20 protein-coding genes are annotated in these 19,988 nt (G+C 45.6%); 10 read left to right on the top strand and 10 right to left on the bottom strand.

The window, feature by feature from the left end:
* Positions 1-34: 34 nt before the first annotated feature.
* From QP775_RS19380 to QP775_RS19365, 4 genes are all read left to right on the top strand, one after another.
* Positions 35-1,093 (top strand): hypothetical protein, encoded by a 1,059-nt coding sequence (locus tag QP775_RS19380; protein WP_285108522.1) that lies wholly within the window; start codon positions 35-37, stop codon positions 1,091-1,093.
* Positions 1,094-1,246: 153 nt separating this feature from the next.
* On the top strand, positions 1,247-1,891 hold the full coding sequence (locus QP775_RS19375) for a TetR/AcrR family transcriptional regulator (RefSeq protein WP_285108520.1): 645 nt from the start codon (positions 1,247-1,249) through the stop codon (positions 1,889-1,891).
* 4 nt (positions 1,892-1,895) lie between these two features.
* On the top strand, positions 1,896-2,552 hold the full coding sequence (locus QP775_RS19370; protein WP_285108518.1) for a hypothetical protein: 657 nt from the start codon (positions 1,896-1,898) through the stop codon (positions 2,550-2,552).
* Positions 2,533-3,138 carry a GNAT family N-acetyltransferase gene (locus QP775_RS19365; RefSeq protein WP_285108516.1) on the top strand — a complete coding sequence of 202 codons (606 nt, stop codon included), beginning with the start codon at positions 2,533-2,535 and terminating at the stop codon, positions 3,136-3,138. The genes QP775_RS19370 and QP775_RS19365 overlap by 20 nt, the downstream gene beginning before the upstream one ends.
* Positions 3,139-3,283: 145 nt before the next feature.
* On the opposite strand, the gene rplT is transcribed toward QP775_RS19365, so the two are convergent.
* The 6 genes from rplT to QP775_RS19335 form a co-directional block, all read right to left on the bottom strand.
* Complete coding sequence (gene rplT / locus QP775_RS19360) at positions 3,284-3,643, bottom strand: 50S ribosomal protein L20 (RefSeq protein WP_239332180.1); 360 nt, start codon at positions 3,641-3,643, stop codon at positions 3,284-3,286.
* Between the two features lie 83 nt (positions 3,644-3,726).
* Positions 3,727-3,927 (bottom strand): 50S ribosomal protein L35, encoded by a 201-nt coding sequence (gene rpmI, locus QP775_RS19355; protein WP_239332182.1) that lies wholly within the window; start codon positions 3,925-3,927, stop codon positions 3,727-3,729.
* A 72-nt stretch (positions 3,928-3,999) separates the two neighbouring features.
* Positions 4,000-4,497 carry a translation initiation factor IF-3 gene (gene infC, locus QP775_RS19350; RefSeq protein WP_239332393.1) on the bottom strand — a complete coding sequence of 166 codons (498 nt, stop codon included), beginning with the start codon at positions 4,495-4,497 and terminating at the stop codon, positions 4,000-4,002.
* A gap of 328 nt (positions 4,498-4,825) precedes the next feature.
* Positions 4,826-7,132 carry a DUF4434 domain-containing protein gene (locus QP775_RS19345; RefSeq protein ID WP_285108514.1) on the bottom strand — a complete coding sequence of 769 codons (2,307 nt, stop codon included), beginning with the start codon at positions 7,130-7,132 and terminating at the stop codon, positions 4,826-4,828.
* Positions 7,133-7,364: 232 nt separating this feature from the next.
* Positions 7,365-8,606: a glycosyltransferase family 2 protein gene (locus QP775_RS19340; RefSeq protein WP_285108512.1), complete on the bottom strand. Its 1,242-nt coding sequence runs from the start codon at positions 8,604-8,606 to the stop codon at positions 7,365-7,367.
* Between the two features lie 574 nt (positions 8,607-9,180).
* Positions 9,181-10,404: a glycosyltransferase family 4 protein gene (locus QP775_RS19335; RefSeq protein ID WP_285108510.1), complete on the bottom strand. Its 1,224-nt coding sequence runs from the start codon at positions 10,402-10,404 to the stop codon at positions 9,181-9,183.
* A 244-nt stretch (positions 10,405-10,648) separates the two neighbouring features.
* Here QP775_RS19335 and QP775_RS19330 point away from each other — a divergent pair, with 244 nt between their 5' ends.
* A complete protein-coding gene (locus QP775_RS19330) occupies positions 10,649-11,179 on the top strand; it encodes a phosphatase PAP2 family protein (protein WP_239332192.1) in 531 nt (176 codons plus the stop codon).
* A 168-nt stretch (positions 11,180-11,347) separates the two neighbouring features.
* On the top strand, positions 11,348-12,514 hold the full coding sequence (locus tag QP775_RS19325; protein ID WP_239332395.1) for an MGDG synthase family glycosyltransferase: 1,167 nt from the start codon (positions 11,348-11,350) through the stop codon (positions 12,512-12,514).
* Between the two features lie 118 nt (positions 12,515-12,632).
* Here the strand turns inward: QP775_RS19325 and trmB are convergent, their stop codons facing one another.
* Together trmB and QP775_RS19315 are read right to left on the bottom strand one after the other, a co-directional pair.
* Entirely contained in the window at positions 12,633-13,355 is a 723-nt protein-coding gene (gene trmB / locus QP775_RS19320) for a tRNA (guanosine(46)-N7)-methyltransferase TrmB (protein WP_285108508.1), read from the bottom strand.
* Between the two features lie 227 nt (positions 13,356-13,582).
* Positions 13,583-13,750 (bottom strand): hypothetical protein, encoded by a 168-nt coding sequence (locus tag QP775_RS19315; protein ID WP_285108506.1) that lies wholly within the window; start codon positions 13,748-13,750, stop codon positions 13,583-13,585.
* A 422-nt stretch (positions 13,751-14,172) separates the two neighbouring features.
* On the opposite strand from QP775_RS19315, the gene mnmL reads away from it, so the two are divergent.
* From mnmL to QP775_RS19295, 4 genes are all read left to right on the top strand, one after another.
* Complete coding sequence (gene mnmL, locus QP775_RS19310) at positions 14,173-15,138, top strand: tRNA modification radical SAM protein MnmL/YtqA (protein WP_285108652.1); 966 nt, start codon at positions 14,173-14,175, stop codon at positions 15,136-15,138.
* A 1-nt stretch (position 15,139) separates the two neighbouring features.
* The gene (mnmM, locus tag QP775_RS19305; protein ID WP_285108504.1) at positions 15,140-15,724 is read left to right on the top strand and encodes a tRNA 5-(aminomethyl)-2-thiouridylate-methyltransferase MnmM; all 585 of its coding nucleotides are present in this window, start codon (positions 15,140-15,142) and stop codon (positions 15,722-15,724) included.
* A 149-nt stretch (positions 15,725-15,873) separates the two neighbouring features.
* The gene (locus QP775_RS19300; RefSeq protein WP_239332202.1) at positions 15,874-16,266 is read left to right on the top strand and encodes a VOC family protein; all 393 of its coding nucleotides are present in this window, start codon (positions 15,874-15,876) and stop codon (positions 16,264-16,266) included.
* 22 nt (positions 16,267-16,288) lie between these two features.
* Positions 16,289-17,257 carry a type I phosphomannose isomerase catalytic subunit gene (locus QP775_RS19295; RefSeq protein WP_285108501.1) on the top strand — a complete coding sequence of 323 codons (969 nt, stop codon included), beginning with the start codon at positions 16,289-16,291 and terminating at the stop codon, positions 17,255-17,257.
* Positions 17,258-17,507: 250 nt separating this feature from the next.
* Here the strand turns inward: QP775_RS19295 and QP775_RS19290 are convergent, their stop codons facing one another.
* Together QP775_RS19290 and QP775_RS19285 are read right to left on the bottom strand one after the other, a co-directional pair.
* Positions 17,508-17,825: an ArsR/SmtB family transcription factor gene (locus QP775_RS19290; RefSeq protein ID WP_239332206.1), complete on the bottom strand. Its 318-nt coding sequence runs from the start codon at positions 17,823-17,825 to the stop codon at positions 17,508-17,510.
* A gap of 150 nt (positions 17,826-17,975) precedes the next feature.
* Positions 17,976-19,907 (bottom strand): helix-turn-helix transcriptional regulator, encoded by a 1,932-nt coding sequence (locus QP775_RS19285; RefSeq protein WP_285108498.1) that lies wholly within the window; start codon positions 19,905-19,907, stop codon positions 17,976-17,978.
* Positions 19,908-19,988: the final 81 nt, after the last annotated feature.

The raw sequence follows: 19,988 nt of genomic DNA, 5'->3' as shown, positions 1-19,988 counted from the left end.
TAGACTTCATTTCCTACTAAAGCGAGGGATAGATATGAATCGAAATGCAGTGTTGGCTATTACGGCTGCTATGGCCTGTGGAATTCTGCTAGCTGGCTGCGGACAATCTAACTTACCTAATGGTCAATTACCAGATTCTTTTGCAGCAGCCGCATCTAAAACAACAACTAATAGTGTCGTCACAGCTGAAAAAGCTCCTACTATTGGAGACACAGCCTCCCGAGAAGAGACTGATGTCAAAGACATACCCGAATCTACTGATGGTAACCCTGAGGAACAAACAAGCTCAGCCTATGATAAGAAGACCATCGATGCTTCCTTAAGTACGTCTGGGAACAAGTTTACGGCGATGTCATCCACACAAGCGCCCAATGGGGCTACAGCGCAAACGACTCAAGGTGCTGTAGACAAGGTCCCCCCTGTGAGACAATCAACTACTGATAGCAGGAAAAACCCTGCTCCTGATAATGATACCCATCTAGAAAGGAAAGCGGCGCTTCACAAATCGACAGATCCAATGCGAACTACACCTCCCAAGTTATCCAAGTCGGAAGGTACGTCACCATCAGCTCAAAAATCAACTCAAGTCAAAGCATCTCAATTAGCTGTGAATGACAAAAAGCTGAATAAGCCCGCAGCTGTACAAGGTCGTAGTCCTGATAGCAAAAACGAAGCAGCCAAATCGCAGTCAAAACCTGTTGTGCAGCAACCTGCGCCAAAGTCTTACTCGAATACGTTGTTATGGTCCGAATTTTTTGATAATGAGAAGCAAAACACACCATCGGAGAAATTTTGGGAGCTAAGCGGTAAACAAGTAACAATAAAAGGATACATGGGAGAAGTACTTTCCTTTGATAAGAACTGGTTCCTGCTTATCCCTGCGCCAGGTGCAGAATGTCCATTTGACAACGGTGATGAAACGTACTGGAACAAGATTATGATGGTCTTTGTCCCCAATGATACGAAGCTCCGTTACACATCAGGACCGCTTGAATTAACAGGAACACTGGATGTTGGTATCAAAATTGATGAATCTGGCTATAAAACGATGTTCCGCTTATATGATACGACATTTGAAAAAATTAGTGAGTAGCAAAAAATGCACCTGATAGAGCGCCCCTCATGGGTAAGCTTATCAGGTGCATTTTATATATCTTCGCTTTTCACTTGACAAATGTTACCTTATCGACAATAATTATGAGTATACTCATAATTGAGTTTGCTCATAATTGAAAGGAGTTGTACGATGAGCGGTATACGAACAGCTAAGAAAGAAGCGACTAGAAAGCTAATTTTGGAGCATGCCTATGATCAATTTATGCAAGTAGGCTATGGCAAAGTAACCACATCTAAAGTAGCCAAGGCAGCCGGCATCGGAGAAGGAACGTTGTTTAACTATTTTCATTCGAAAGGTGACTTGTTCGTCAGTGCCATGTTTGGTGATACGGTGATTCAGCCTTACACACTTCCTGATCAGTCTATCCACAGCATCAGAGAGTTAGCAGCAGCAATTACTAGCATCATTGATTATTATTTAAGCAAAATTAAATCAGTCAACAAGGATTTGTTAAAGGACTTCTTCTCCGTTGTGTATGGCAGCCAGGCCAGCGCCTCTACCTTAACTCGCAGCAGCTTATTTAAGCTGGATCAGTTTATCATTAGTCATATCGAGCAGCTGCTAAAATCAGTTATGGAAGAAGCTGATCACGATTTGGTCCTGCAGCCCGCACTCACTTGTATTGCCGCTTGCGTCACTCACCAGCTTAGCTTGTATGTGCTCATGGACGAATATCAATATGATGACATGCTGCTTGCTCATCAGACAGGTATTGAATTTGTGCTTCAAGGTAACCTGAGTATCCGATCCACCCACAAAGAACGGGGAGAGTGAACATATGGGAGAGCATACCCGTATTGATTGGCATTATAGCGGCAAGGAAGATTTAGGTGCTGGAACTGGCGCTTATCCCGAAGAAAAAGCACTTGGATACTCAGGCTGTATTGCACTTGTCGCATTGTTAATTTACTTGCTGCTCACAGGTTATGTGCAATGGAATTGGTTTCAGATCACGATTGCCTTCCTCCTCGCTTTTGATATTGGAGGTGGTCTCGTGAGCAATTCCCTGAATTCTTGCAAACGTTTCTACCATACTCCCCTGCTAGCAACTGAAAGCAAATGGGCTGCAATCGTAAAGAATAAATTCCTATTCAGCAGCTTTCACATTCACCCTCTTGTCGTAGGTCTGCTGTATGGCCCCATGAATATCACATACGGATTAATATGGTATCTCCTATTTATGACTTCTGTCGTTATTGTCTCCATTACCCCTTTGTATGTAAAACGTCCAGTATCTATTCTTATCATTCTATTAGCCATCCTCATTCAACTTTATGCTCTTCCTCCTATCCTGGGCTTTGAGTGGCTGATTCCACTTTTATTCCTTAAAGTTATTCATGGTCACCTCGTAAGAGAAGAACCCTACAGAAAGGCTAAACATAAACAGCCATGTCACTTTACAGGAGGTGTCCAAGGTGAGAACAATCGTTGTTAGGCCAGCCTGTGAAACAGATTTTAATTTTGCCTTTGATCGGATCATATCTGCTGGAGGTGGCCTCATCGAGAGATTGCTGGGGGGCGGGCGTCAAGAAATGGCTAGAAAGGTTATGCAAGTATTATGGACTGCTGAACCGAATCCTTTTTATTATCAAGCCAGTTTAATTGCAGAATTAAATGGCACTCCTGCTGGTTTACTCACCTCATTTGATGTTGGAACTAGCTCCTGTGCAGACCTGCCGTTGTCTTTATTGATTCGTGCTGGCGGTATTAAGCTGGTAGCCTATCACTGCCTCCACCCTCTGCTTGGCATCCAGTCGCAAAGACTAACAGCCAGAACTAGTGATGAGTGGTATATTAACTTTATAGCTACTGCTCCCTGCTATCAAGGTCTGGGAGTAGGCAACGTGCTTATGCAAGAGGCCTCTCATCAGGCAAGGCAAGCAGGAATACCCAAATGTTCCTTATTCGTGGAGCCAAGCAATACCCGTGCTATTCAACTCTACCAAAAACACGGATTTGTCGAGCAGTACTACTTAAAAAAACCCGTTCCTTTTATTAAAATGACTGCTGCTACTATCTAGCGCTAATGATCATAAGGAAATACGCTTTTTGCTTTGCTCATTTACTTCATTACAAACCAAAAGTGCACCCGTCAGATTACACAGGACAACGTCCTATGCTCATCTAAAGGGTGCACTCTATGAAATGCCCAGCTCAAAAACTGAACTATGCGTTTACTTTTTCTTTTGCTACAGCAGCCAAGGAGTTGAACGCATTGATATCGTTCACTGCCAAGTCAGCAAGCATTTTACGGTTGATGTTAACTTCAGCCAACTTCAAGCCGTGCATGAATTTGCTGTAAGACAAACCGTTCATGCGAGCTGCTGCGTTAATACGAGCGATCCACAATTTGCGGAAATCACGTTTCTTAACGCGACGATCGCGGTATGCATACAGCAAGGATTTCATCACTTGCTCGTTTGCTGTTTTGAATAAACGGTGTTTGGAGCCAAAGTAACCTTTAGCTAGTTTCAATACTTTCTTATGACGACGACGTGTAGTAAATCCGCCTTTAACTCGAGCCATTCTAGGTAACCTCCCAATTGATTCTAATATGCATATAAATGCTTATGCTTCGTGTGGCGCACACACGAGAGCGAATAAATTCATTACTTCAAGTTAGCCAATTGTTGCTTCAGACGACGAACGTCACCAGCAGCCATTACTGGGCTTGTTGCCAATACGCGCTTAGTACGTTTCGACTTGTGTGAAAGCAAGTGGTTACGGCCCGATTTATAACGGCGAACTTTACCAGTACCAGTGATTTTGAAGCGGCCTTTAAGGCTGCTGTGCGTTTTCATTTTAGGCATTATCATTTCCTCCTCAATAATTAATCCAAGCCGCCACCTTCACCTGCGTGGCGGGACCATTTAATCGTTAAATTAAGTAGTCTTAGGTGCCAATATCATAATCATGCTGCGTCCTTCCAACTTCGGTTGGCGCTCAATGATGCAAAGATCGACAGTTTCCGTCTTTACACGCTCCAACACACGTTGACCAACTGCTGCATGCGCGATTTCACGGCCGCGGAAACGAACAGAGCATTTTACTTTGTCGCCTTCGCCCAAGAACTTAATAACATTACGCAGCTTTGTCTGGAAGTCATGCTCATCAATGTTGGCACGGAACCATACTTCTTTAAGATCAACGATCTTCTGGTTCTTGCGTGCTTCCTTCTCTTTCTTCTGCTGCTCATAACGGAACTTCCCGTAGTCCATAATGCGGCACACAGGAGGCTTAGCCTGAGGAGCCACATTTACAAGATCCAGGTTCGCATCAATAGCCATCTGAAGAGCTTCACGGAAAGGCTTAATCCCGATTTGCTCACCTTCGGCACCTACAAGACGTACTTCCTTCGCACGAATTTCTTCGTTGATAATATGATCCTTACTAATGACCTGCCACCTCCAAATACGATTTACCAAACTTCATCAAAAAAAGGGATGTTAGCTCTCAAAAGAGCCCACATCCCTCACTATACATTATCGAGTGAGTACCGTCAGTACGGTAAAGTTCAAAGACCAGCCAACCAAAGTCGGTCAGGTGAGAAGCGGGCGCCTCTGCTTTTCATTAATCATACTCAAGTAATATATCACACACAAATATAATCGTCAAGTCTTAAGTTAACTTAACTTAACTTAACTTAACTTCATTTAATTTAATTGAACTTATTATCAGCCTCTTGTTATCTTTTTTCTTTATCTTTTTTCAGCGATATACCGTCATTTCATCCATGAAAGACCAGCCGCTCGAAGTTATGATTTCTACCTGTACATATCTGGCTTTGACAGTGCTGGTCAGCTTGAAGATATAGGCTTGACGTGACTTATGGTTTGCGGGCACTTTATTAAGTGTACCTCTTGTTGTAAACCGCTGACCATCTGTGGACGTCCTCACCGTTATATATTCAGGCAGGCGAATAGCCGCACCTTCGTCACGCAGAAATGAAGCGTCCAGGCGACGAAGCATTACAGGACGAAGAAGATCCAGTGTCACACTGTACTTGGCAATATCCGCTCGACCTTGCCAGGCGGAATCTGTATATTCAACGCTGCCAAGCTTACCGTCAGTCAGCTTGACACGTCTCTGATCCGGGTAAGATGATGCAGCGGCGTGAGACACTGTGTAGGGCTTATGCAGGCTTACCCGCTCTAGCGGCTCCTTAATCGGTACCCCTGCTCCTTTGTAATGATCTACATGAAATTCATCCATAAAAACCCACGATTCTGGCTTTATCGTAATAACAGCCTTGACGTAACGAGCCTGTGCTTGTGGAAATACAAGTCCAAACTGAACCTGGCGATTAACTGCTGGTTCACCGTACTTGGCACTGCGATAAGGCGCCTGTCCCAATGATCGATAGTTGATGTTGTCATCCGATATCCAATACTCCACTGTGCCCGGCAGCACTGCGCCTACCGCACCATGGGTCAGGAACTGCAGCGAGACACCCTCCACTGGTCGTATTTTCTCTAGATCCAGAATTACCGTATACGTTTCCGGCATCCTGCCAGCCTTTCTGCCCTGCCAAGCCGGGTCTAACGGTTCATTACTGGCAGCATTTCCATCCGTCAACTTGCTTTCGCGGTCCGGATAAGCTGAGTTCGCCGGCATCGATACGACGTAAGATTTGCCGAGCGCCCAGTCCGTCGCTTGATAGGACGTCGCAATTGAGATAGGGTCTGATAACCGTGAACGATTGCCCGCGGCATCTGCCGCCTCTATCCTATACCTGTACGTTGTATTCGGGATAAGCCCGGAATCCTGATACTGCGGCACGTAGGACTTTCCGATCTTCACCCCATCGCGATAAACGTAGTACATAGCCCCGATATTATCGGACGAAGGCTGCCAGACCAGCTTTACTTTATCTGTCCCCCATGCGGCCACTTGCAAGCCTGAAGGAACGGCAGGAGCTTCAGAATCTACTCGCCCTGTTCTCACGTACTGTAAATATGTTTCGTGATAATAGGAAACACCAACAATCTTTGGACTTTGATAATGGTCATAAGAGAACGTAATCAGTTCGTCAACGTAAGGCTTAATCCGCTGCATATGCTGCACGACCTCACGAATCGGCATCGGTTCTGCAAACCAAGGTTCTGGGTTGACAGAGCGGAATGTCTCCACATCTGCCCAAAGCTTGGTCATTGGGTGCCGATCCGTCACCGACTTCATAAACGCATACCATTGTATGGTTGCCTCTTTACTGCGGTAACCCCCACCCAACCCATCCTGGACAATAAGGTAATCCAGAGCTACCTGCTGTAAAATACCATCCCAAGTCTGTTTCCATGCTCGTTGATTCTGTGCAGGAGATTGAGTACACCAACTTTCAGGCCAAAGCGCCGGAGCCGTCGACGTCTTCATATTACCTGGCAGCGCATGCACGTGATCCACAATCCGTTTAAACTCTGCGGCCAGATTTCGAATGGAGGCCTTACCCTGATAACTGCAATTTTCCATCTCATTGTTCAAATAATATCCCTTCAAAGAAGGGTGCTCAGCATAACGAGCCTGAAGCTCATCCACAAATTTTAATCCATATGTAAAAAGCTGATGAAGCCACACCTGTTGATCCGCATGATATTTGTACCAATCCTGATTCTCATTCAGACCAAGCCACACTTCCAAGCCCAAAGAATCAGCTGCCTGAAGCGCGAACTCCAATGGGTCTCCCTTGTACTTTGCATCCTGCTTAAAGCCAGCCAGAGCAGTCGGATAGATCGTTTCTTTCTTCTTCGAATCACCCGTCCATTGAATAATAACAAGGCGATTACCTGCTTCTTTTAAAATAGACAGTTCTTCCAGCCAATCCTGAGCTGTCCACTCAGACGTAATATTAGGTTGAATAAAGCTGCCAATTGATCTTGCATCCCAGACGGGCTTTACAGCCTTGTCTCCGGAAGCGGCTACCGTTGTACTGCTTGTGCTGCTCCACAAGGCCGCAAAAAGCAGGATGAACAGCATGCTGTTCAACTTTCTTCTCCCTCTGGCAAACCACTGTCGTCCCACTCTAATTCTCCTTCCAATCTCTGCATCCAAACTGAGTATATATTCCCAGAAGTATAACTGGAACTTTGTACTCCATATGTAGACTGCCCTTGCATGCGTTAATTTAACAACTACATAGCATTTCCACTAGTACTCCGATATCTTTTATGCCATGAACTGACCCTTCCCACACAAAAAAGAGAGGCAGCAACTGCCCCTCTCCTGCTTGCGTATTTATTCCATGTGAAATGACTTAACTTACTTGTTTGCCGTGAACTTCATCCAAACGAACGACACGCGTGTGCTCCGTATGGCTCCATACTTTGTTGTTCTGTGTAAAGAACGCATAAAACGTAATTGGCCACCAAGACAACAGGAAGATCGGGAACGTAATAAGCGATGCATATACACGCCACGACTTGACACCCTCTAGAATGAGCGCCAATATAAAGGCCGCGCACGTAGCTACAACCGATACAATTGCCAACCAAGTCGGCAAGTATTCATAGAGCGTAGGGAAATTCGGTCCGTTAAACAACGCCGCATCCACCCACATATAACCGGTAAGTAAAAACGTAACAAGCACCGTATACACAGTAATCGTATATAATGCAGTATCAAACTTCGCCAAGTTGCGTTCCTTCAAACTCTGCCACAGCAGCGGGAAGAAATAACGGCGAGCAACCGTAAAGTGTCCCTGCATCCAACGCAACCGCTGACGTGCCGAAGCCTTGAACGTAAGTGGTTTCTCGTCATACACACGTGCCTTGTAGTTAAACACGGGATTTACGCCATTTTTCACGCAACGAACGGTAAACTCCAAATCCTCTACCAAGCTTGTCGCACCCCAGCCCATATCTTTCAGCAGCTGGTTCTCGAAACACATACCGGTGCCGCCTAAGAAATTAGCCATCTTTAAGTTCGTACGGGACAACTGCCACAAGCGATTGCAATACCAATAAGTAACACCATATGCCGCAGTAATCCATGAGTCATGCGGATTCTTTGTATCAATATATCCTTGAATGACGCGCGCTCCAGAACACAGATCGTTGTTCATTTCACGCAGAAAATCAGGGCTGACCAAGTTGTCCGCATCAAGCATGACCACCGCATCGAATTGACGAGGCATTTCCCACAGCTTCTTCAACATCCATTCAATGGCAAATCCTTTTCCGCGTTGATGAGGATTATGACGTTCACATGCTGTCCAGCCATGCTCGCGTACAATGTCAGCCGTATTATCCGTACAATTGTCACAGATAACAAACACATCATACATATCCTTTGGATAATCTACTGTCTTCAGATTTTCCATGAGTGCATCAATAACGGCTTCTTCATTATGTGCCGCAACCAAAACCGCAAAGGTCTTCTTCGGCTCGTATTCTTTATGCTTCTTTTTTCTGTAAATACCAAACAGCGACAAGGTAAATTGATAAACCCCGATTGCCGCCAATATAACTTGCAAGGCAACAAGCCACTTTTCCACCATGATTAGGTGTCCCCCTTTATTTATATACCCCTGAAACATTGGTTCTTTTTTCTCTATAATCTGTTAAAGTAACCAATTCAAACTTAGATCAGCCATTTTTCAGTTACGTCTTTATCTATTTTTATTGTAACGAAACAGAAAACGGTCAAACACGATTTTCTAACGTTTGCCCTCTTTTGTCAAAACCTTTTATTGGCTTCCACAGCCTTCTAGGTTTAATATTTGCCATTATGTCAAGAGAAAAGTCATCGGATCATGCTTTAATGCTTCATTTCGTTTTATTTTCATCCAAATGCACCGTTTTTATGGCTTTAGACCTCCTTTTTGCAATGAATGTCGAAAGCAGCGCAGCGTTGTTACTAGGGTTGATAACATTAATAAACGTCATGTCGGTTCTTACTCTGTACGCCATACTTCACTATTTAACGTACTGGACATACATAAGGTTGCAGCAACTACTACCTGTTAACCAAGAAATACGAAACTGAAACGGGAATATTCGTCAATTTATAAATGTGACGTTTTTGTGAACATAATTCAAATAGCATTTCCATCTCAGACCAAAACTAACGACTCACTCCAATTTTTTACCAAACTGCGTTAACCGTTTGTTAAGCTTCCCAACAATGTGAGCATTAGCGATCTGTCTATATTGATCTAAAATTCCACAAAACACCTGATCCCACGAACGACGTTCAGCGCAGCGTCTTCCCGCGCTCCCCATCACTGTGCTGCGCGACGATTCCACATGCGCACGCAGCAGAATGTCGCTAAGGGCCTTTATGTCATACGAAGGAACCAGCCAGCCGGTTGCATCGGATATTACAAGCTCAGCCGCAGCACCCGATTGTGTCGTAATGACAGGTAAGCCACAAGACATTGCTTCAAGAATGACGTTGCCAAATGTCTCACTTGCGGACGGAAATACAAACCAGTCCGAGATCCCGTAATATAGGGGAAGCTTATCTTGAGGTTGAAAATCAACAAACCGAATGTCGAGCAAGGTGCCATCGCCATGCAGGCGCTGAGCTTGGAGCAATCGCGCCTGACGTTCCAGCCTGATGCGTTCTGGCCCGTCGCCAACGAGCACAAGCAAGCTTTCTTCCAATTGAGCTACTGGAAGTGCAGCATAAGCTTCAATTAACAGATCTACAGATTTCTCGGCTGCCATTCTGCCCACATACAGCATGATCTGGCGATCGGTAGGCATTCCGAGCTTAATTCGTCCAATCCTTTTCTCTACAGGCGTTAACGGCTTAAATAGTTGCGCATCAACTCCCCGAGTCCAAATGTGCAGCCGATTCCAGCCCTGGGCTTCAAGCATTCTCTTTGTATAGGAAGATGGGGCATAAACAGCTTGGCAATCTCGATGAAACCAGCGCATATATTTCCATAACAGCATCTCCAAAGACTCTAAATGATAAAACTTCAAATATTGATCAAAATGAGTATGGTAAGATGCAACAAGGGGAATTCCACGAGAACGCGCATAACGAACTCCGATCAAGCCAAGCGAGAACGGAGTCGCAACATGAATAATTGAAGGATTAAAGCGATCCAACTGGCGTCCTATCCATGAAGGATTCGGCAGGGCAAAGCGGCAGTCTGGATACACCGCAAATGGAATGCTAAAGACGCGGTTAACACTCCACTCATTCTTTAAGGGGTATTGCGGTTTAGGTGCAATGACACGAACGGGTACATGATGCTTGCATAAATATTGCGTCCAACGTTTCAACGTTCTTGCTGCTCCATTAAGCTCCGGCCAATACGTATCAGTTAACAACGCAACACGCATAAGAAGCCCCCTCCAATATTAACATTTTCCCTTACACACCTATTAGGGTAAAATGACAATATAGACTGCATATCAAGGCGATGTAAAAAGATCGTGAAGATGCATTAGATGGCAGTTTTTATAAGAGGTACACGATGAGTATTTGCTGAACTTTCTTAATTGAAAATTCACAAATCGATCATCTTCTGATAATGTTATTTTGTTACCCTACTTATTGAATATACCGCATAACGGAGGGAAGACCATGACCCGTGTTATCGCGTGGCTCGGACATCGTGAGCGACAATTATTTTTCTGGATTAATCATCGTCTGCATCACCGATTCCTTAACATTATATTGTACACGCTGACCCATTTAGGAGGAGCAACCTTTACGATCACCTTTTCGGTGCTGCTGGCTCTGTTCGCTCCGCATCCGTGGGACACCGTGGGATGGCAGTGCTTGGTAGCGTTGACCGTAAGCCACATTCCAGTAGCACTCATTAAGAAAATATATCCTAGAATTCGTCCACATCTGGCGTTGCCCAATATTCGGACATTCAAGAAGCCGCTCATCGATCATTCCTTTCCATCTGGGCATACCACTGCAATCTTTTCAATTGTAGTTCCCTGCATCATGATGGTGCCGATGCTTGCATGGCTACTGCTACCTATAACTGGCATTGTAGCTTTATCACGGATGTATCTTGGGCTACATTATCCATCAGACTGCTTAGTCGGTGCCTTGCTTGGGACTAGTGCTGCTGTGGGAACTGTCATGTTGTGGCAAGGTTAAATAAGTTGAATTGGGCTGGACTACAACCTGGTTTTGGTTATCATGCAACTTTTTCCTGCACTTATACGTAGTGAACTTATTATGATAAGAGGACTTGGTTACTTAAATTATAAAAAAAGAAAGGTGACGACCATGCAACAAGCTGTTACATTGCTCCCTTCTTCTGATATGGGATTGCCTGAAGAGGACTGGGGAAGCAAGAAGCGCATTTTGTTGTTATCGGAACGCTTCGGCGCAGGTCACACTCAAGCCGCTCATGCGCTCGCAGTCAGCTTACGTAAGCTGTCGCCACACGTACAAACACGTGTTATTGAGCTGGGCAGCTTCCTGAATCCCAAGATGGCTCCGCTTATTATCCATGCTTATCGGAGAACGGTAACTGTACAACCTAAACTTGTCGGATTTATGTATAAGACCCAGTATCACCGGTCATTGAATCGTCTAACGACATTAGCACTGCACCGTGTATTTTATACGCATGCAATGGCCGTGATGAAGCAATTAAAGCCCGACATGATCGTATGTACGCACCCAATACCTAACGCGGTCGTATCTCGGCTACGCAAACACGGTTTAACTGCGCCGCTGTATACGCTCATTACCGATTATGACGCACATGCTGCCTGGGTGAGCCCGGCAGTATCCAAATACTTGGTATCTACTCCGGAAGTTAAAGACAAGTTAATGAATCATGGTGTACGTGCAGAACGTATCCATGTAACGGGCATTCCTGTCCATCCTAAGTTCTGGGAGAAGCACGATCGCGACACCAAGTCAGCCATCCGAGACAAATTTGGTTTAAAGGAAATGCCAACCGTCCTCGTAATGGGGGGTGGCTGGGGATTAATGGACCCTAACGACGTGAATGAACTATTAACCAGATGGCGAGGGGACGTCCAATTTGTTTTCTGCATCGGCAGCAACGAGAAACTGCGCAATCGCTTGTTGCGCAACCCACGGTTCCGACACGAGAACGTGCATTTAATTGGTTATACCAATGAGATCGATCAACTGATGGACGTAGCCGATTTACTTGTTACCAAGCCTGGGGGCATGACTTGTACTGAAGCATTAGCTAAAGGTATTCCAATGCTGTTTTACAGCCCACTGCCAGGACAGGAAGAAGAGAACTGCCATTACTTCACTGCTAAAGGATATGGAGAACCCATTGAGTCCTCGCATACGGTTACGAAATGGATGAACCTGCTTGTACGGCATTATGAAGAAGTCGTTCAACGCCGTAGATTGTACGAACAGAATGCGGCCCAGTATAATCCCAAAGCTTGCGCCGAAACGATTCTGACCTCATTCTTTGATAAGCATGAACCCAAGTAATCGAGACGCTCTCATTCCTTATCCAAAGCAATCGTATATTAGATCATACAAAAAGGTTCCCTTCCGATGACGGAAGAGAACCTTTTTAGGTGTAAATGACTGCGAGCATCATATAGAATTAATAGCGGCGTTTCATCAGTGACTTTTTGGCTTCATAGCGTGCTAGAGCCGCCGATCCTATCACGACTTCAACCCGATGAATGTTCATCCCTTTGCCAGAGAACTTCTGCTCGTATTCCGTCATAACATGTTCTTCATTCAAGCCACCCCGGTGCAAGTCAAGCGAGATGTTTGTCATCTGGAGACCCATATCAGCAAATGAATTTAAAGAGAACTCAAACAAAGTCACCGAATCCGTCTTCAAATGAATCTCAGCGTTATCGTTCATAATCCGACTGTACTTCTCTACAAATCTTGGATGAGTTAATCGACGGCGCGCATGTTTCTTCTTCGGCCATGGATCACTGAAATTTAAGTAAATACGATCAAGCTCTTGTTCTGCAAAGATCGTTTCTACAAATTCAAGGTTTGCACGTACAAGCTTCAAGTTAGCCGGATGCTCCAGCCCTTCTCCAGCCTGCTCACCTAGTGCTAGCGCTTTCTCGCTGGCACGAGCAATCAATTCATCGTACATATCGATACCAATAAAATTGATATCAGGGTAACGCACGCTCATCTGCGTAATAAACTGGCCTTTGCCCATCCCAAATTCTACATAGATCGGACGATCGTTGCCGAAAAGTTCCTTCCACTTTCCTTTATGGGCCTCAGGGCTCATCACCACGAGTGTGGACATTTGCGCCAACATCTCAGGTGCGCCTTTTTTGCCGCGTAAACGCATGTTTATGCCTCCATTAGTGTGTAATAGTATAATGACCACAACTAAGAATTAACTGAACTTCCCCTGTGGATGCTCGATGTCAATATCCAACAATTAATTGTGCCGAATGATCAAGCAAATGTAAAGTACGAAAAAAAGGAATGTACATAGGCAGCAACCTCGCCCTGACATTCCTGATCGTGGAACATGTATATAAGATGCTTAAGTATAAAATTAACGCTTAGCCTCTACACTTCAAACTTGCGATCAATGGCATGCTTCAGCTTACGTGTCGCGTCGCTCTTCACCTGAGGCTGATCATTAAAACGCTGACCAGACAGCGCCAATGCCTCCTTAACAGTTAGTTCAACCGTAACCTTCTCTTCTCCACGCGGAATAACGATATTTGGATTCATTATCCTTCACCTCACTAATCGTTGCTTTCCTGTTATTCAGTATAGACAGGTCATGCAGCGGATATGCCAAAAAAAGATCAATGAAAACGGTTAACACATTGCTGTTATGCGATTTTAATGTAACATGAAATGTAAGCTTTTTCAAGCCCAACTTCGCTTTTATTATCGTTTCTGATACAATAAAATAAGCTAAGGATGCCGTTTCCAACCTACTGTGAACAGGCGTGCGCAAGTACGTACTTCTGATGATTTCCAGATCAGCATGCCGCTTTAGGCTTTATGTGAATGTGCTATCCACGGCATTTTCATCTGAACAGAACACTCCGCTATCCGCTATTTGTACCTGTATGGACGGTAGCGAAGACAGCCGCACCTTCATCGCGGACTTGATATACGAAAGGGCTTGCTGAAAGTTGAGACCAATATACGAGACAGAACTATTAGATTGTGAACTTTCTCCCCTGCATTGGGGAGACAAACGTTTTCATACATGGAATTACGAGATGCGCGAGCAGTTTGGCAACAAAGTATTTAAAGTCATGCTTGATGCTGGCTTTACCTGCCCGAACCGCGACGGTGCAATTGCAATTGGCGGCTGCACATTCTGCAGCGCTCGCGGCTCCGGCGACTTTGCCGGAAAGCGCCGCGATGATCTTGTTACGCAATTTAACACAATTCGCGACAAGCAGCATGCCAAGTGGCCAAATGCCCAATACATCGGCTATTTCCAAGCCTATACGAACACGTATGCGCCGGTTGAGACGCTGCGTGAGTATTTTGAAGTCATCTTGGAGCAGCCTGGAGTTGTCGGCTTGTCTATCGCCACACGTCCAGATTGTCTGCCCGATGACGTTGTAGAATATTTGGCTGAGCTCAATCAACGCACGTATCTCTGGATTGAGATGGGGTTGCAGACCATTCATGAGTCCACATCAACGCTAATTAACCGCGCGCATGATACACAGTGTTATTTGGAGGCAGTCGAGAAGCTGCGCAAGCATAACATTCGAATTTGCACACATATCATTTACGGTCTTCCTCAGGAAAGTCACGAAATGATGTTAGATACGGCGAAGGCCGTCGCCCAGATGGACGTACAAGGTATAAAGCTCCATTTGCTGCATCTGATGCGCAAAACGCCGATGGTCAAGCAGTACGAGGCTGGCCTGCTTCGGTTTTTGGAGCAGGATGAATACGTGAAGCTTATCGTCGATTCACTTGAGATTTTGCCGCCTGAGATGATTGTGCACCGTGTAACAGGTGACGCGCCGCGCGACCTGATTATTGGCCCAATGTGGAGCCTGAAGAAGTGGGAAGTGCTTAACTCGATTGATGCAGAACTGAAACGACGCAACACATGGCAGGGCAAGTTATGGAGGGGCAAATAAGATGGGATTCTTATCCGTGCTGAGCTATGCCCAGCAGGTCGTCAAAGAGCGCGTCCACCCTGGCGACCTCGTCGTGGATGCAACGATGGGTACGGGCGTGGATACGCTGTTCCTCGCCCGCTTAGTTGGTGAACGCGGTCACGTTGCCGCGTTTGACATCCAGCATGAGGCGCTCGGACTCACCAAGGAGCGCCTGCACGCTGCGCTTGGCGTCGATGGCGCCAAGCATGTGGCCTTGCGCCATGCGAGCCACGCTGGCATGGCAGCCCTGCTGCCGCCCTCGTGGCTTGGGCAGACGGCTGCCGTCATGTTTAACTTGGGCTTTCTGCCTGTGGCAGAAGCCGACAAGTCGGTCATGACGGAGCCGGACACGACGCTGAGCGCGCTTGAGGGCGCGCTCAGCCTGCTGCGCCCAGGCGGGGTGCTCAGCGTCGTGCTGTACCCAGGCCACGATGGTGGCGATCGCGAAGCGGCCGCTGTAGAAGCGTGGGCAGAGCAACTTCCCGCGCACGCAGGACAAGCGGTCGTGTACCGTATGGTCCAGCGTCAACACGCACCTTACGTAATCGCGATTGAGAAGCGATAGTATACATCCAAGGTGTATATTTTAAGGTATTAAAATAGAGAACAAATCTATAATATGAACACTCTTTTTCGCTTTTCCTTGATTAATATAGAAGATATACAGTGTGATAATGGAACATTTTCTATTCAAGCCGTAAGGAGATGGAGTAGATGACTGTACGCAAGCTAGAGCATACTGGCATTATGGTCGGTGACTTGGACGCATCCATTCAATTTTACACGCAAGTGATTGGTATGACTCTCAAGGACATCGTGAATCATTCTAACGGTGTGATTCGCCTTGCCTTCCTTAGTTTTGAAGGACAAGAAAGCATTGAACTTGAGCTGATCGAGGGATATAACGGTCAACTGCCTGTTGAAGGAAAAGTCCATCATTTGGCGTTTACCGTAGATGACATTGAGTCTGAATTTAAGCGTATTCAAGCAATCGGTATCGAACTTATCGACCAAGAGATCGTCACACTTCCTAATGGAAGCCGATACTTCTTCTTTAAAGGTCCTGAGGGCGAATGGCTTGAAATGTTCCAATCAACAAGAAATTAGACTACGCATGGGAGTGAAGAGCATGATTACACCATACCCGCTTAAGTTTCAACCCGAATTCAAAGAACGTGTCTGGGGCGGACGCGCATTAGAGCAGTTCGGCTTAGCCTTGCCTGAAGGTCATATCGGAGAAGGCTGGATGATCGGAGACCATCCGAACGGTATCACTCGTGTTGTCAATGGCGAACTGGCTGGCAAAGGTCTGGACGATGTTCGCGAGCAATACGGCAAGGAATGGTTTGGAACAAAAGGCTTTTCCGAGAAAAATGGTCGTTTCCCATTATTAATAAAACTGCTTGATTGTAATGATGACTTGTCCGTTCAGGTTCATCCAACTGACGAGTACGAGGGCTTGCCGCAAGGTGAACTTGGCAAAACAGAGATGTGGTACGTACTAGATGCCAAGCCGGATGCCAAGATTATTTATGGCTTAAAAGAAGGCATCGATCGTGAAGCGTTAGCAAAAGCGATCGATGAGGATCGTATTATGGAAGCGCTGCAGGAAGTTCCCGTTCAAGCAGGCGATTCCTTCTACATCCCTGCTGGCACGGTCCATGCCCTTTGCGCTGGCGTGGTTGTAGCTGAGGTTCAACAGAACTCTGACACCACGTATCGTTTGTATGATTACGAGCGTCCTGGACTTGACGGCAAACCGCGTGAATTGCATATCGAAGACTCCCTTAACGTGATTGCTTATGAGGGGGCAGGTGCTTCCCGTATGAAGACGGACGATGCACAGCCTAACGAGTGGCTCACGCTTGCACAATCTCCTTACTTTATCGTGGAGAAGGGAATCGTCACCGCGGAGTGGGCTTTGACGACTACATCGGAGAGCTTTGTGATTCTGGTTGTGTGCGAAGGAACAGGGACACTACGCTGGACAGATGGCTCCATTGACTTCCGTTCAGGAGAGTGCTTCTTGCTTCCAGCAAACCTGGGAGAATACTCACTGGATGGCAATTGTACTGTATTACGTTCAGTAGCTCCTTAACTGCACGTATCACCTTGTAATCTTCATGCACATGCGGCATATTTTGCAGTTGCATTTATTGTACTTACAAGAAACAGAAGCCTATTTCTGGCTTCTGTTTCTTTATTTACTCCGTTATAAAATTTCTCAACTATGAAACTTTATTTCCAACTCCAGGCTTCATAGCTATTCAATTGAGTTCGCATAAATGGAGCAGCGAAGCGTTCAAAAAAGCAGGACACATCGTGCCCCGCTTCATTCGAAACTAACTTCATACTATCGGATTCTTTTGTTCATAATGAAGGATAATGGCCAGTAAACCAGGGAAACGATCATCCAGATCTTCAATTCGTAGAGATACGAATCGCAGCGTTCCTTCTACTCTTGTTCTCATAATGCCCGCTTCTCTCAGCACTTTAAAGTGATGTGACAATGTAGACTTTGGCAAGGCGAGCTCAAATCGTCCGCAGGATAACTCCGGCTCAATCATGAGACGACGCACCATCGTTAATCGAATGGGGTCGCTTAGCGCATAAAATACACGCTCTAATTCAATATCCTTGCGCTCTGGGTGAAATAATGTTCTCATATTTATATTATACGCCTCTCTCATTAGTCATTCAAATGTTCGAGTAGATACAAACTTATATCATTTATGGCCAATCGTACCTGAAACTGCAAGCTGCAATGCTGCATTTCACTTGTGTAGGTCCACTAACTATATGATAAGATTAAACATTTAAAGTTTAATCTTTCTGATCAAACGAGCATCTCGACCAGCATTTGCTGCAGATTGACGATCACTGACACCTAATTTGGCATACAGACTCGAAATATAGTTGCGTATCGTTCCCTCTGACAAAAATAATCGCTCCGCAATCTGCCGATATTTCAAACCCTCAGCCAAACTATCCAGCACTTCACGTTCTCGTTCCGTCAGACCATAAGGATCAACTGCTGCATCAGGATCATAATCGTATTGAAATTGCTGTTTATTTGCCCGAAGTTCCCGCAGTTCTTGCATCATAGAGCTAGCCAAATCAGGAGATAGCAGCGTACCTCCGTTATATACTAAGCGAAGACTTGCAAGCAATTCCTTAGGGTGGATAGACTTAAGCAAGTACCCCTCAGCCCCAGCCTCAATAGCCTGTGCCGCACTATCAATCTCATCCAATGTCGTCAGCAGCAGTACTTTAACCTGAGGATAATGTTCTTTAATAGCGACCGTGCAGGCTAATCCGTCCATACGCGGCATTCGGACATCCATCAGCACAACATCTAGGAAATTGGGGACTTGCGCTTCAGATAGATTCGGAATAGATGCCGCCATATGATGCACTTGCTCTACAACGTGCACCCCATCTGTCGCAGTAGCTACAACTTGAATATCCTGCTCTTGCTCACATAGGTAATGCAAGCTTTCCCGAATTAACTGCTCGTCATCGGCTATGAGAATACGAATTGTGCTGCCCTGTTTAACTTGACTTAACAGAGGTAGCGTGCAAGCAAGTGTAGTCCCCTGATCCAGACAGGATTCTACACGAAGTTGTCCTCCATAAGCTTGTAATCGGTCTCGCATCGCTGTCAGACCAAAGCCAAAGCGCACTTCTTCAACACCTTGTCCGTTATCTCGCAAAATCATCTGCAGTTCACGCTCACCATACTCCAGCAAGCAGTGAATATGAGTAGCTCGTCCGTGCTTCACGGCATTGGTCATCGCTTCTTGAGCACAGCGAAGCAGCAGGTTCTGATGAGCAGAAGCTAATACGACCTGCTCGCCCGTAATCCGCAAATGAACGTGCAGCCCTGTCTGTGCGACCATATCATCACCTAAGCGCCTTATGCTTGTTTCCAGATCAATCTCCTCATCATGCCCTGCAATTCCGTGAATATGGCTTCGAATAGACGAAAAGTTAAGTCTTGCGTGATCTAAAATAACATCCAGCCGTTCTTGTGCAAGCATGACGTCCGTAACGATTGCACTCTTCACTGTTTCCAATCCCATTAATAGCGACACATGGGCATGGCCCACCGTATCATGAAGTTCAGCAGCCATCCTGGATCTTTCCTCCTGAACCGTCAGCTGTTCCACTTGGGCTGCATACTGTTGGATGACACGATATTGTTGGTGATTATGCGCAAGCAGTTGCTGCAGCCGTTCCTGACTGAACAATAACATGTTAAAGCCGATGCCAATACCAAACAAGATCAAGTGGTTCATCATTTGGTCCATACTTTGCAGCACCGACAGTTTACCACTCCATATTCCAATGAACGGGAATAAGATTACGATCGGGCCTGACCAACGAACAGAAGATGTTGTTGACAGAAATCCGGCCGTTAGCGCTACAAGCACCATGTTATCGATATAATTCATCATCGATACATGCATCAGTATATTAATACCGCCAAAACAGATTATTTCCGAGGCAATAAATCGTTCTGCTTGAATCTTTCCTGGTCTCCAAAACAGAAAAGGAACAGCAACAGACAATATATATAACCCGATAGAAGGCCACTTAGGCGGGGCAATCATATCCGTTAAGATGTACACATACACAAATCCGGATATGACCCAAAGCAGAAATAATCCATACAAAGCCCAGTCGATCCACTGCCAGGATCGATTCTGTATGATGCGATCCGGCAACTTGATTCGAGTTTGTTTCATCTACAGACTACCTTTCCGACAAAATCATACTTTTATATGATTGCTTTCCGATATGTATCACTACACATCCTACTCCTATTT

It is taken from the genome of Paenibacillus sp. UMB4589-SE434, from assembly GCF_030226685.1.
Classification (GTDB): domain Bacteria; phylum Bacillota; class Bacilli; order Paenibacillales; family Paenibacillaceae; genus Paenibacillus_B.
Note: the sequence above shows the minus strand (reverse complement) of the source record. Positions and strands in the feature narration are given on the sequence as shown.